Source organism: Catenulispora subtropica (genome assembly GCF_039531675.1).
GTDB classification, from domain to species: domain Bacteria; phylum Actinomycetota; class Actinomycetes; order Streptomycetales; family Catenulisporaceae; genus Catenulispora; species Catenulispora subtropica.
In genome coordinates this window covers 16,077-30,117 of record NZ_BAAAQM010000046.1, presented here as the reverse complement: position 1 = coordinate 30,117, position 14,041 = coordinate 16,077, and the positions used below count along the sequence as shown (strand labels likewise).

Sequence of the window (14,041 nt, the reverse complement as noted above, 5' to 3'; positions counted from 1 at the left end):
TTTGTCACGCAGAATCAACAAGAAACCATGATGATTCTTGACGGGTACTCAGAGCGCTGCAACACTCCGAGCCATGCGAAGCGCTTCCTGGAACCGCTCATCCGCCACGGTCCGGGCTCTGTCCTGCGCGGTGGTCATGGCCGCGGGCGCCGTGGCCGGTCCGGCGGCCCACGCCGCCACCGCCGGCGAGCGTGTGAACTTCCACAAGTGGACGACGCAGGCCGACTTCCAGTCCGGGACCGCCGACGGGGTCACCGCGCTGGCGGGCGACCGGCAGGGCATCGCGATCTCCGGCACCGTGGGCACGTACCGGTACAAGGACCCGTACCTGCACACCACGAACACCTGGGCCTACAGCACCTGGACCTCGCCGTCGTACACGCCGGGCTTCGGCGCCACGGAGCTGGTCTCGTCGTGGAACGCGCAGACCCCGGCCGGCACCTGGCTGAAGGTCGAGCTGAACGCCACGATGGAGGACGGCCACCAGACCGGGTGGCTGGACATGGGCAACTGGGCCTCCGGCGACGGCGACGTCGCGCGCACCTCGCTGAGCCCGTCGGCCGGCGTCTACGGCGGCGTCTCGACCGACACCTTCAACGCCGCCGGCGGCCACACGGTGCAGAGCTACCAGCTGCGCGCGACGCTGTACCGGCTGACGACCAGCACCGCCTCCCCGCGGCTGTGGCAGCTCGGCGCGTTCGCGTCGGCGGTGCCCTCACGCACCGGTGTCAGCCCCAGCCCGCTCGGCGGCGCCGAGGGCATCGAGCTGGCGGTTCCGCGCTACTCGCAGCAGATCCACGTCGGCCAGTACAGCAAGTACGGCGGCGGCGGAGACGCGTGGTGCAGTCCCACCTCCAGCGAGATGATCACCGAGTTCTGGGGCGACGGCCCGACCGCGGCCGACATGTCCTGGGTGGATCCGTCGTACGCCGACCCGAGCGTGGACTACGCGGCCCGGTTCACCTATGACTACGCCTACAAGGGCACCGGCAACTGGCCCTTCAACGCCGCCTACGCCTCGCACTACGGGCTGGACGCCGAGGTCGTGCAGCTGCCGTCGGTCGACGACCTGGAGACGCTGATCAAAGCCGGGATCCCGGTGGCGATCTCCGTGGCCTTCGACAACGGCGAGCTCACCGGCTCCGGCTACGGCACCGCCGGGCACCTGATGGTCGTCGTCGGGTTCACCGCGAGCGGCGACTTCATCGTCAACGACCCGTTCTCCCCGTCGGACACCGCGGTGCGGCACATCTACCAGCGCGGCCAGCTGGAGAACATCTGGCTGCGGACCTACTGGACGCGTTCGGACGGCAGCACCGGCTACGGCTCCGGCGGTGTCGCGTATGTCTACACACCGCACGACATGGCACTGCCGCCGGTCGCGGATCCACAGAACCCGACCTGGTAAGCGAGAAGCCCTCGGCGAACGGCCGGGGGCTTCTTGGTTCCCGGGGGGTCAGTCCAGCTCGGACCCGACCGGCGCCACGATCACCCGCACCCCGGTCTGCTCCAGCGCCCGGATCGCCTCCAGCTCCGCCCCGGCGTCGGTGACGACCGCGGTCACCGCGGACAGCGGGCACACCCGCCCGACCGCGACCCGGCCCAGCTTGGCGGCGTCGGCGAGCACGTACACCTCGGCGGCCTGGGCCAGGATGGCCTGCCGCACCGGGATCTCCTCCAGGTTCTCACCGGTCACGCCGGCCTTGGCGTGCACACCGGAGGCGGCGACGAACGCCCGGTCGGCGAAGAAGCGCTCGAAGAACCGTTCCGACCCCGAGCCCACGCACGCCAGGTCGCCGCGCCGCACCTGCCCGCCGGCCAGGTGCACCTCCACGCCCTCGCGCCCGGCCAGCTCCGCGGCGGTCGGCAGGGCCACGCACAACGCCCGGCCGCTGAAGGTGGCGGGCAGGGCGCGCGCCGTCTCGGCGACCGTGGTGCCGACGTCGAACACCAGGGTCTCCCCCGGCTCGACCAGCGCGGCGGCCGCGGCGGCGATGGCCCGCTTGGGGTCCAGCCGCGCTATGGCGCGCTCGTCGGCGCCGGGCTCCCAGCCGCGCGCCTCCTGCGCCACCGCGCCGCCGTAGACCCGGCGCAGGATGCCGCGCTCCTCCAGCACCTGCAGGTCGCGGCGGATGGTCTCGCCGGAGACGCCGTACCGCGCGGCCAGGTCCTCCACGCGCACCCGGGTGTCGCGGCGCAGCTGGGCAGCGATCCGCAGGCGGCGCTCCTCGGGGAGTACCGCGTCGAGCAGTTCTTCCTTCATCGGTGGGGACTCCACAGCCGGCCGCAGGGGGGTGCGCGCGGGCGCGCGCTGCCACCAGCGTAGTGGGAGCGCGGACCGGGGCGGCGCCCCCGGCCCGGGCCCCGGCCGCCCGATCCCGCGATCGAGTGGGAAATATGTGGTTTCTTGGCCGAACAACTCGTGGACTCTTGACGACTTCTCCGGGAATTGCCACACTCGGCGCCACGACGACGCGTGAAGACCCACAACACCTCAAGGCACCACCCAGACCGTCTTGTGAGGAAGCCATGCCCACCCCGACCCCTCGACGACGTGCTTTCGCCCTGGCCGCGGTACTGGCCGGGGCGGCGGCGCTGAGCGCTCCGGCGGCCGCGGCCGCCGGCCGGGCGGACGCCGCCCGGCCCGCCGCCGTCCAGTCCCCTCATGTCCAGCAGGCGGCGAGCGCGAGCGACGGCAAGACGCTCACCGTGGCCACCAACGGCAGCATCGACTCGCTGTCGCCGTTCCTGGCCCAGCGCGCGCTGCCGACCGCGGTGCACCGTCTGATGTACGACTTCCTCACGAACTACGACACCAAGGACGACCACGCGATCGACGCCCTGGCGACGAAGTGGACGACCTCGCCGGACAAGCTCACGTGGACCTTCACCATCCGCGACGGCATGAAGTGGTCCGACGGCCAGCCGGTGACCGCCGACGACGTGGCCTGGACTTACAACCTGATGATGACGAACGACGACGCGGCCACCGCGAACGGCAACTTCGTCGCCAACTTCTCGAAGGTCGCGGTCGACGGGAACAACGTCGTCATCACCCTGAAGCAGGCCCAGTCCACGATGCTGGCGCTGGACATACCGGTCGTGCCGAAGCACGTCTGGGATTCGCACGTCCAGGACATCGGCAAGTTCAACAACGACACCCAGTTCCCGGTGGTCAGCGACGGGCCGTTCATCCTGACCGGCTACCAGAAGGACCAGTACCTGACGCTGGACGCCAACCCGAACTACTGGCGCGGCAAGCCCGGCTTCGACCACCTGGTGTTCAAGTTCTACAAGGACGCCGACGCCGAGGTGGAGGCGCTGAAGAAGGGTGAGGTCGACTTCGTCTACGGCCTGACCCCGGCGCAGTACGACTCCCTGAAGGGGCAGTCGGACATCGCCACCAACAAGGCCCCCGGCAAGCGTTTCTACGCCTTGGCCATCAACCCCGGCGCCACCACCAAGGACGGCCAGGCGTTCGGCGACGGCAACCCGGCTCTGCAGAACCAGCAGGTCCGCCAGGCCATCATGTACGCGATCGACACCAAGACGCTGGTGGCCAAGACCCTCGGCGGCTACGGCACCGTCGGCGGCGGCTACATCCCGCCGATCTTCGGCACCTACCACTGGGACCCGGACGCCTCCAGCGCCTACTCCTACAACCCGGACAAGGCCAACCAGCTGTTGGACGCCGCCGGGTACAAGAAGGGCTCGGACGGGATGCGGACCGGCCCGGACGGCAAGGCGTTGACGCTGCGCATCCTCGGCGAGACCAACCGGCCGGACGACACGCAGAACGCCGCCTACCTCACCGAGTGGCTCAAGGCCGTCGGGATCGGCGCCACCACCTCGATCGTGGACCAGGGCAAGCTCGGCGACACCGAGACCGCCGGCACCTTCGACCTGGCTTTCGACAGCTGGACCGTGAACCCGGACCCGGACTACGTGCTGTCCATCCAGCTGTGCGACGAGCGTCCGAAGGCCGCCGGCAAGAGCTTCGCCGGCGACGACTTCATCTGCGACAAGGACTACGACGCGCTGTACCAGAAGCAGATCACGGAGTACGACCCGGCGGCGCGCGCCGACGACGTGAAGCAGATGGAACAGAAGCTGTACTCCGACGCCTACATCAATGTCCTGTACTACGCGAACGCGCTCGAGGCCTACCGGTCCGACGTGATAGGGAGCTGGGACAAGCAGCCGCAGCCCGAGGGCGCGTACTGGGGCCAGGACGGGTACTGGGCGTTCTGGTCGGCCAAGCCGGCCGGCGCGGCCACGCCGGGCTCGACGGCGGCCGCCGCCTCCTCGAAGTCGGACTCGAACACCGGCCTGGTGGTGGGGATCGTCGTCGCGGCGGTCGTGGTCCTCGGCGGCGGCGCGTTCCTGCTCCGCCGGCGCCGCACCGCCACCGCCGAGGAACGCGAGTAACAGTGTCGATCACCGTCTCCGCACTGCCGGACGCCGCGGCCGCGCCCCCTCCCCCCGACGGGGCCGCGGCGGTCCGGCGGCGCGGCCCCGCCATCCCGCTGCGGTACGCCGCCGGCCGGGTCGGCGGGGCCGCGGTGAGCATGCTCGCCGTCGTGTTCACCGGCTTCTTCCTGTTCCGCATCGTGCCCGGCGACCCCGTGCGGGCCATGACCCGCGGCCGGCCAGTGGACGCCGACCAGCTGGCGGCGCTGCGCCACCAGTTCGGCATCGACAAGCCGCTGGTCGCGCAGTTCGCCGACTACGCCGCGCGGGTGGCCCGCGGCGATCTGGGCACGTCCTACCAGTACAAGAGCTCGGTCAGCGGTCTGATCGGCAGCCACGTGTGGCCCACGGTGTACCTGGTCGGCACCGCGACGCTGATCGCCGCGCTGCTGGGGCTGCGGATCGGCGTGCGGTCGGCGTGGCGGCACGGCAGCCGCTCGGACCGGGTGAACACCGGCGTGGCGCTGGTGCTGTGGTCGATGCCGACGTTCTGGCTCGGGCTGATCCTGATCGTGGTGTTCGCCGTCGGCGTCGGGCCGATCCCGGGGATGTTCCCGACCGGCGGGATGAGCGGGGCGAACGTGCACGGCCTGTTCCCCACGATCTGGGACCACCTGCGGCACCTGGCGCTGCCGTGCCTGACGCTGGTCGCCGTGGTGTACGCGCAGTACCTGCTGACGATGCGGGCCACGCTGCTGGAGGAGGTCGGCGCCGACTACCTCACCACCGCGCGGGCGAAGGGGCTGCGCGACGACGACGTGCGCCGCAAGCACGCGGTGCCGAACGCGATGCTGCCGGCCGTCACGCTGGTGTTCCTGAACCTGGGGACGGCGGTGTCCGGCTCGATCCTGGCCGAGACCATCTTCTCCTGGCCGGGTCTGGGCTCGCTGTTCTACGAGGCGCTGACCGTCCCGGACCTTCCGCTGCTGGAAGGGCTGTTCATCTTCTTCTCGGCGGCGGTGATCGTGATGAACCTGCTGGCCGAGCTGCTCTACCCGATCCTCGACCCGAGAGTGCGGACCACGTGATCGCCGACTTCCGCCGCATGCGCGCCGGGATGGCCGGCCTGGCCTTCCTGGTGCTGACCGCGCTGGTGGCCCTGACGGCCCCCCTGTTCATCTCCCCGCACGACCTGTCGGCCGTGTTCGCGCCGGGCATGCCGCGGCAGGCGCCGTCCGGCGACTTCCTGCTCGGCACCGACGGCTACGGGCGCTCGATGGTCGACGTGACGATCTGGGGCGCGCGGATCTCGCTGACCGTGGGACTGCTCGCCACCCTGCTGGCGGTCGGGATCGGCGCGCTGGTCGGGGTCACGGCCGGGCACTTCGGCGGCTGGCCGGGCACGGTGCTGATGCGCGTCACCGACTGGTTCCTGGTGCTGCCGGTGCTGGTGCTGGCCACGGCGCTGGCGTCGGTGCTGAAACCGGGCGTCGGCACCGTGGTGGTGGCGATCGGCGTGACGTCCTGGCCGACCACGGCGCGCGTGGTGCGGGCGCAGACGCTGTCGGTGGAGGCGCGGCCCTACATCGAGCGGGCCAAGGCGTTGGGCGGCGGGCACTGGCACGTGATGCGCCGGCACATCCTGCCCAACGTCATGCCCCTGATGCTGGCGCAGGCCACGCTGACGGTGTCCGGCGCGATCCTGGCCGAGGCCACGCTGGCGTTCCTGGGCCTGGGCGACCCGACGAAGGTCTCCTGGGGCACCACGCTGCAGCTGGCCCGGCAGGTCGGGGCGGTCAGCGCGAACGACTGGTGGATCCTGCTGCCGCCGGGCGCGGCGATCGTGGCGGTGGCGCTGGCGTTCACCCTCGTCGGCCGGGCGCTGGAACAGGTGCTGAACCCGCGGCTTCAGGAGCAGATGTGAACGACGTCCTGCGGGTGGAAGACCTGCACGTCTCCTACCGCCGGGCCGGCGGGCGGGTCCCGGCGGTGCGCGGCGTCGACCTGGCGCTGCCCGCCGGCGGCCGGCTCGGCCTGGCCGGCGAGTCCGGCTGCGGCAAGTCGACGCTGGCGGCCGCGGTGCTGCGGCTGCTGCCGAAGTCGGCGACCGTCACCGGGCGCGTCCTGCTGGAGGGCGAGGACGTGCAGGAGATGGGGTGGGGGCGGCTGCGCGCGGTGCGCTGGGCCCGCGCCTCGATCGTCTTCCAGGGCGCGATGCACTCGCTGAACCCGGTGCGCCGGGTCGGCGACCAGATCGCCGAGCCGATCCTGCTGCACGAGAAGACCACGCGCGCCGAGGCCGACCGCCGGGTGGCGAAGCTGCTGGACCAGGTCGGGCTGGTGGCCGCGCGCGCCGCGGCGTACCCGCACGAGCTGTCCGGCGGCCAGCGCCAGCGGGTGATGATCGCGATGGCCCTGGCCTGCTCACCGCGCCTGATCGTGGCCGACGAGCCGACCACCGCGCTGGACGTGATGATCCAGGCCCAGATCCTGCGCCTGATCGGCGAGCTGGTGGCCGAGCACGGCATCAGCCTGCTGATGATCAGCCACGACCTGGCGGTCCTCGCCGAGCACTGCGACCGCCTGGCGGTGATGTACGCCGGCCGCATCGCCGAGGAGGGCCCCGCCGGCCAGGTGTTCGCCGACGCCCGGCACCCGTACGGCCGCGCGCTGGCCGGGGCCTTCCCCCGGATCGGCGACCCGGCCTCCCGCCGCGGCCCGCGCGGCCTTCCCGGCGACCCGCCCGACCCGGCGCAGCTGCCGGAGGGCTGCGCCTTCGCGCCACGGTGCCCGATCGCGGTCGACGCGTGCCGGGAGGCGGAGCCGGCGCTGATCGCGGCGGGCGGGGACGGGGAGCGGATGGCGGCGTGCATCCGGATGGACGCTCTGCGGGGGGCGTCGTGACGCGTGATTCCGGACCGGAGCTAGAAACGGAAGAGACCTTGGAAGCGCAGGTCACAGGGACGGATTCAGCCATCGAGGACGCGGTGCCGTCGCAGCCGGCGTCGCCGGAGGGCGGCGGTCCGGCGGCGGACGGCGGGCCCGCGCCGGGAGGCGAGCCGGCGACGGCTGAGAAACCGTCGCCCGGCGCGGACGCCTCCGCCGAGCCGCCGGTCCTGTCGGTGCGCGGTCTGCACGTCGCGTTCCGGGCCCGGCACGGCCGGGGGCGTGCGCTGGCCGTCGACGGGGTGGACCTGGACATCGCGCCCGGTGAGATCGTGGCGCTGGTCGGCGAGTCCGGATGCGGCAAGTCGACGCTGGCGCGGGCGCTGACCGGGCTGGTCGTGCCGACGTCCGGGCAGGTGCTGCACGACGGGGAGCCGGTGTCGTACAAGCCGCGGGCGTTGAAGGCCTACCGGCGGGGTGTGCAGCTGGTGCTGCAGGACCCGACCGGGGCGCTGAACCCGCGCCGGACCGTCTACGAGGCCGTGGCCGAGGGGCTGCGGATCCATGGGAAGTCGGCGCTCGGTGCGTTCGGCGACGAGCGGGCGAAGGTCGCCGACGCGCTGTCGCGGGCCGGGCTGCGTCCGCCGGAGCGGTTCATGGCTCTGCATCCGCACCAGCTCTCCGGCGGGCAGCGGCAGCGGGTGGTGATCGCCGGGGCGCTGGTCCTGGACCCGGAGGTGCTGGTCGCCGACGAACCGGTGGCCTCCCTGGACGCCTCGGTCCGCGGCGAGATCCTGAAGCTGCTGCTGGACCTGCGGGACGCGGCCGGGCTGTCAGCCCTGGTGGTCACCCACGATCTGGGGCTGGCGTGGAACATCGCCGACCGGGTCGCGGTGATGTACCTGGGCCGCGTCGTGGAGACCGGGACGGTCGAGGAGGTGCTCACCGATCCGAAGCACCCGTACACCAAGGCCCTGCTGTCCGTGGTCGCCGAGTCCGGGACGGAGCCGGTGATCCTGTCCGGCGAGACCCCCGACTCCGCCGCGATCCCGGCCGGCTGCCGCTTCCACCCGCGCTGCCCGCTGCTGGCCTCCGGCGAGGCCGAGCGGCTGGGCATCGCCGACCGCTGCCGGACGGTGGATCCCGCGCCGCCGGCCGCCGAAGGCCGGCACGCCGCGTGTCACGCGGTCGCCGTGCCCGACACGGCCGCCTGACTCGATGTACCTGCCGGACCTCCCAGCTGGAGGCACCTGATCAGCGTGACGCCGCGGCCGGATCCCCGACCGCGGCGCCGACCCGCCCCGACCCCGGCACCGCACCCTCCTCACCCCGCGAAGGAGTCCCAGATGCGCTCACCTCGACGAAGAGCCCTGATACCGGTGGTGGCCTCAGCGCTGGTCGCGGCCACCGCCGCCGTCAGCCCCGCCGCCCACAGCGCCGCGGCGGCCGCCGGTCCCACCACCCGGCAGGCCGCGTTCGCCGCCGCGTCGGCCGAGTTCGGCGTCCCACTGCCGATCCTGATGTCCGTCTCCTACAACGAGACGCTCTGGGAGGCCCACGGCGGCAAGCCCAGCTTCTCGGCCGGCTACGGCCCGATGAACCTCACGAACCTGACGCAGGACGACCTGAACCGGGCCGGCTTCGGCTCCCCGTTCCGGGCTCCGGACCTGCTGAACGCCCCCGCGCTGCACACCGCCGCCAAGGCCGCGGCGCTGGCCGGGGTGGACCTCGCCACCGCCGAGACCGACGACGGGCAGAACATCCGCGCCGGGGCGGCGCTGCTGGCCTCGTACGAGAAGCAGTACAACCACGGAGTGCTGCCGCCGGCCGCCGACCTGCCGGGGTGGACCGTCGCGGTCGCCCGCTACTCGGAGGCCTCCGAGACGAAGGTGGCGCAGGTCTTCGCCGACGACGTCTACGCCACCATCCGCAGCGGCCAGTCCCTCACCACCCAGGACGGCCAGACCCTGTCGCTGCCGTCCCAGCCGTGGGTCCACGACCAGGGCGACGGTGCGCAGCGCCTCGGCCTGGTGAGCGTGGTGCCGCCGGCCGACCCGGTGCACGACCCGTCGCAGCTGACCGCACCGGAGTGCCCGGCCGACATCTCCTGCAGCTACTCCCCCAACGGCTTCTTCCAGCTGGATCCCAACGACAAGTCGAACTACGGGGACCACGACCCGGCGAGCCACCCGACCACGACCGACGTCCGCTACATCACGCTGCACGACAACGAGGAGAGCAACGACGGGACCCTGTGGCTGTTCCACGACCCGTCGTATCAGGCCTCGGCGCACTACGAGGTGCGCAGCGAGGACGGCCACGTCACGCAGATGATGCCGACCAAGGACATCGCCTGGGACAGCGCGAACGAGTCCTTCTACCAGCACTCGATCGGCATCGAGCAGGAGGGTTACGCGATCGACGGGGCCACCTGGTACAGCGAGGCCATGTACCACTCGACGGCGGCGCTGGTGAAGTACCTCGGGGCGAAGTACGACATCCCGCTGGACCGGCAGCACATCCTCGGCCACGACAACATCCCGGGCAGCAGCAACGCGCGGATCGCGACGCAGCACTGGGATCCGGGACCGTACTGGGACTGGTCGCACTTCATGGCGCTGGTCGGGGCCCCGATCCATCCGGACGCGCCGCCGACGTCGAACGTCGTGGCCGTCAATCCGATCTTCCAGCTGAACCAGCAGGCGGTGTCCGGATGCCAGAACATCCAGGACCTGACGCCGTTCCCGGGGCCGTACCACGGTGCGGAGTGGCCGAATCTGAACGGGCCGTGCCCTGACGGCTACTACCTCACCATGCCGAAGCAGCCCACGAACTTCGTCTGGCTGCGCACCGCGCCCGATGACGACGCACCGCTGATCGCCGACCCCTACATCCACGCCGACGGCTCGGCGGGGACGACGCGGGCCGCGGACTGGGGCGACCAGGCCGGTGCCGGGCAGGAGTTCGTGGTCGCGGACCGGGCGCCGGGCGGCTGGATCGCGATCTGGTTCGCCGGGCGCAAGGCTTGGTTCCACAACCAGTTCGGGCCGGCGAGCGCGGCGCCGGTGAAGGCGCTGACGGTGACGCCGAAGGCGGGGAAGACGTCGGTGCCGGTGTACACCGCCTCGTTCCCGGAGGCGGCGGCGTATCCGAAGGCGTTCACGGACTGGTACGGCGGGATCCCGCGCTCGCAGCGGATCGCGACGAAATACGTGCTGGCCGCCGGGCAGGCGTACGTCACCGACGGCAAGCCGCTGACGAGCGACTGGTTCGACGCGTACAACATCGACGGGTCGGCGTTCATGGACCAGACCGACTTCCAGGGCGGCATGAAGTTCTACCTGATCACCTACAACCACCGGATGGCGTTCGTGAACGCCGACGACGTGGACGTGGTGCCGTCGACGTCCTGACCGGGCGCTGAGGCACGCGACGCGGGTGGGCCGCTGGAGCGGTCCACCCGCTCAGGGCTGGCCAGGGGCCGTTCTCACGCCCGGCATCCCATGACAGACTGCCTTGTGACAGCTATGTCAGGCACCGACCACCACCGGCATTCAAGCGCCCCGCGCTAGGAGGATCCATGCCGTCGCCTTCCGCCGCCGCCTCGGCTTCGGCTCCGGCCGCCCCGTCCTCGGAGACCCGCGTGCGCGCCGGTGTCGGCGCCGCCGCCGACCGCACGGAGCGGGCGGTGGCCCGCACCGGCGTCGTGCTGGGCGTGGAGGCCGGGTCGACGCTGGTCGAGGCGATGGTCGCGACGGTCGACGGCGAGGTCGTGGGCCGCGGGCGCTCGGCGCTGGCGAACCCGACGGCGCTGCCGATCGCGGACGCCGTGGCGCACCTGGGCGACGCCGTCCGGCAGGCCCTGGGGCACGTCGCCCCGGACTCGGTGGCCGGGGTGGTGGTGGGCGCGGCCGGCATCCTGCGCTACTCCCGCGGCCCGAGCGCCGAGGCGCTGGCCAAGACCTGGGTCGACGCCGGCCTGACCTGTCCCGTGCTGGTGGTGGCGGACGCGGTGACGGCGTTCGCCGCGGGCACCCCGCGCCGCAGCGGCTCGGTCCTGATCGCCGGCGTCGGCGCCATCGCCGCCCGCGTGGAGGGCGAGGAGGTCACCGCGCGCATCGACGGCAACGGCTGGCTGGTCGGCGACGACGGGTCCGGTTTCTGGATCGGCCGGCAGGCGGTGCGCGCCGTGTTCGCGGCCCTCGACCGCCGCGGCGAGCCCACCCTGCTGGCCGAGGCGGTCCTGGCCACCGTCACCGGCGACGACGCCGTCCCCGACACCGCCGAGGACCAGATAGCGGCCCTCCGCGACGCCGTCTACGACGGCCCCCCGATCGCCCTGGCCGCCCTCGCCCCCCTGGTCTCCGCCGCCGCCACCGCCGGCGACCGCGTCGCCCAGCGCATCGTCGACCGCTCGGTCAGCCTCCTGATGGCCACCGCCACCGCCCTGACCGGCGACAGCCCCGAAGAACCCCTGGTCCTGGCCGGCTCCCTGCTCACCGCCCCCGGTCCCATCGGCGCCGAGGTCCAGCGCCGCCTGGCCGAACACCACGGCGGGACACCGCTGATCGCCGCGCCGGGCGCGGTGGGCGCGGCCTGGCTGGCGGCCCGGGTCCTGGACCCGGGGATCGACGCGAAGGTGCACGCGCGGTTGGCCGCCGGGGCCGCCGAGTGACGGCGTGAGCGATCCGAAGGCACGGCTCGCTCAGGCTGTGGTGGAGGCGCGCGAGGCCAAGGGCTGGTCAGGACCCCGACTCGCCCGGGCCGCGGGTTCGAGCACAGCGACTATCAGGGCTTTCAAGGATGCGGGAACGGGCTTCCGCGGCGGCGACTGCGCGCGCTACGCGCTTGAGGAAGCTCTGGGCTGGACGCCTGGAAGCGCGGCGGCGCTTCTCGGCGGGCACGAAGCGCTGACCGTGCCGGGTCTCGACCGGAGCCCACGGCCCTCCGAATGAGCTCCGGCAGCTGCGGCGGCTGCTGCTGAAGCGGGTCAGTTCTCTTCGGCAGGACGGCGCCGGACCCCGCCAGACCCCGCCAGACCCCCCAGACCAGGCCGGACCGCACCGGACCTGCGCACGCCGGCGTCGCCTCCCCGCCACCTCCGTTCGCAAGAATCCACACCAACCCAGATCGCGGGCACGATACCGCCGCGGGCGCCGGTTCCCGCACGCCACCGGCGGTGTGCCGATCCCACCGGGGGTGTCGCGGGTCGAGGCGGGGTCGTCAAAGGTCTGCGATGCCGTTGAGTTGTGGTGCGCACTCTGGCAAGATCCCACACAACGCCACAGCGGCACACCGGGTGCCCGCCGCGGGCGATCCGGGAGGTGGCGCATCCATGGCCGACGCCTGCGTGGTGGGGCTCGACGTCGGGGGCACGCACTCGCGCGCCGTGCTCGCCACCGCCGGCGGCCGCGTACTGGGGTCGGGGCGGGCCGGGGGCGGGAATCCGACCGTGCTCGGGGCCGGGCCGGCGATCGCGAACATCGTGGCCGCGCTGAAGGCGGCGCTCGGGGAGACGCCCGGGAAGCGGGTCGAGGCGTGCGTGGTGGGGTTGGCCGGTGTCAGCACCCTGATGGCCGACCCGCAGGCGCCGCGAGTGCTGGAGCAGGCCTGGGCCGACGCCGGGCTGGCGTGCCCGGTGCGGATCGTGTCGGACGTGACCGTCTCCTTCGCCGCCGGGACCCCGCACGCCGACGGCACGCTGCTGGTCTCCGGCACCGGCGCAGTGGCGGCCCGGATGCACGACCGCCTGCCCGCCCGGTTCCGCGACGGCTACGGCTGGCTGCTCGGCGACGACGGCTCCGGCTTCTGGATCGGCCGCCAGGCCGCGCGGGCCACCATCGCCGCCGTCGACGGCCGCGCGCCGATGGCCGAGCTCGCTAAAGCGGTGTTGGCGGCGCTGCTGGACCCGGAGCCGGGCCCGGACTCGTCGCCGACCACCGGGCGGACCGGATCGGTCACGAGCGGGCGCACGCGGCCGGAGACCGGGCTCGGCGGGCGGGGCGCGACGGCGACCGCGACCGAGGCCGCCCCGACCGCACCCTCGGCCCCTGATACCGCCGGCCCGGACACGGCCGGCGGTCCCGCACCGAGCCCCGCCCATCAGCCCTCGTCCACCCCATCGGCCACGCACCCGCCCGCCCCTGTTCCCCGGACCGTCACCCCCGCCACCACCCTGGCGGCCACCATCGGCGAGGGGTTCACGCTGCGCGGCCGCCGCCGCGCCTCCGAACTGGTGCGCGCCGTGACGGCGCAGCCGACGGTGGCGCTGGCCCGGCTGGCGCCGCTGGTGATGGCCGCGTACGAGCTCGGGGACCCGGCGGCCCGGCGGATCGTGGAGGAGGCGGCGCGGGTGCTGGTGGACAGCCTGGCCGGGGTCGGCCCGGTGGCCGGGGAGCCGGTGGTGCTCGGCGGGTCGGTGCTGGTCAGCCGGTCGCCGGTGTTCGACGCGGTGGCCGCCGCGGTGGGCCGGCGCTGGCCGGACTCGCCGGTCAGCCTGGCGCACGACGGCGCCGCCGGGGCCACCTGGCTGGCCGCCCGGGACCTGCTCGGCGAGCAGGCCGCGGCCCGGATCCACGCGGCGTTCACCGGCGATCCCGGACCGTCAGCAAAATTCTCATAAACAGTCGTTGACTGTTGTTGTTTTCGAGCTACTGTGACTCCTGCCGCCGACGGCTTCCGGGGTGAGGCAGGACCCTGACAAGAACGGCCGCCGTCGGCACCGGGTCGCGGCGCGTTCGGGCGT

9 protein-coding genes and 1 pseudogene are annotated in these 14,041 nt (G+C 73.0%); 9 read left to right on the top strand and 1 reads right to left on the bottom strand.

The window, feature by feature from the left end; all coding sequences use genetic code 11:
- Window positions 1–73: 73 nt before the first annotated feature.
- Window positions 74–1,408, top strand: a complete 1,335-nt coding sequence (locus ABD466_RS31705) for a C39 family peptidase (RefSeq protein WP_344660891.1) — start codon at window positions 74–76, stop codon at window positions 1,406–1,408.
- 48 nt (window positions 1,409–1,456) lie between these two features.
- Here the strand turns inward: ABD466_RS31705 and ABD466_RS31700 are convergent, their stop codons facing one another.
- Window positions 1,457–2,263 carry a DeoR/GlpR family DNA-binding transcription regulator gene (locus tag ABD466_RS31700; RefSeq protein WP_344660890.1) on the bottom strand — a complete coding sequence of 269 codons (807 nt, stop codon included), beginning with the start codon at window positions 2,261–2,263 and terminating at the stop codon, window positions 1,457–1,459.
- A gap of 266 nt (window positions 2,264–2,529) precedes the next feature.
- Between ABD466_RS31700 and ABD466_RS31695 the strand changes: the two genes are divergently transcribed.
- From ABD466_RS31695 to ABD466_RS31660, 8 genes and pseudogenes are all read left to right on the top strand, one after another.
- A complete protein-coding gene (locus tag ABD466_RS31695) occupies window positions 2,530–4,428 on the top strand; it encodes an ABC transporter substrate-binding protein (protein WP_344660889.1) in 1,899 nt (632 codons plus the stop codon).
- A gap of 140 nt (window positions 4,429–4,568) precedes the next feature.
- Window positions 4,569–5,429, top strand: a pseudogene (locus tag ABD466_RS31690) (ABC transporter permease); the annotation flags it as partial.
- A complete protein-coding gene (locus ABD466_RS31685) occupies window positions 5,339–6,334 on the top strand; it encodes an ABC transporter permease (RefSeq protein ID WP_425558803.1) in 996 nt (331 codons plus the stop codon). The pseudogene ABD466_RS31690 and the gene ABD466_RS31685, both read left to right, overlap by 91 nt.
- On the top strand, window positions 6,331–7,314 hold the full coding sequence (locus tag ABD466_RS31680) for an ABC transporter ATP-binding protein (RefSeq protein WP_344660887.1): 984 nt from the start codon (window positions 6,331–6,333) through the stop codon (window positions 7,312–7,314). The genes ABD466_RS31685 and ABD466_RS31680 overlap by 4 nt, the downstream gene beginning before the upstream one ends.
- Window positions 7,315–7,397: 83 nt before the next feature.
- Window positions 7,398–8,510, top strand: a complete 1,113-nt coding sequence (locus ABD466_RS31675) for an ABC transporter ATP-binding protein (RefSeq protein WP_425558802.1) — start codon at window positions 7,398–7,400, stop codon at window positions 8,508–8,510.
- 132 nt (window positions 8,511–8,642) lie between these two features.
- Window positions 8,643–10,709: an N-acetylmuramoyl-L-alanine amidase gene (locus ABD466_RS31670; RefSeq protein WP_344660886.1), complete on the top strand. Its 2,067-nt coding sequence runs from the start codon at window positions 8,643–8,645 to the stop codon at window positions 10,707–10,709.
- 167 nt (window positions 10,710–10,876) lie between these two features.
- Window positions 10,877–11,971 (top strand): N-acetylglucosamine kinase, encoded by a 1,095-nt coding sequence (locus ABD466_RS31665; protein WP_344660885.1) that lies wholly within the window; start codon window positions 10,877–10,879, stop codon window positions 11,969–11,971.
- A 660-nt stretch (window positions 11,972–12,631) separates the two neighbouring features.
- Window positions 12,632–13,918, top strand: a complete 1,287-nt coding sequence (locus ABD466_RS31660) for an N-acetylglucosamine kinase (protein ID WP_344660884.1) — start codon at window positions 12,632–12,634, stop codon at window positions 13,916–13,918.
- The last annotated feature ends 123 nt before the right edge of the window (window positions 13,919–14,041 follow it).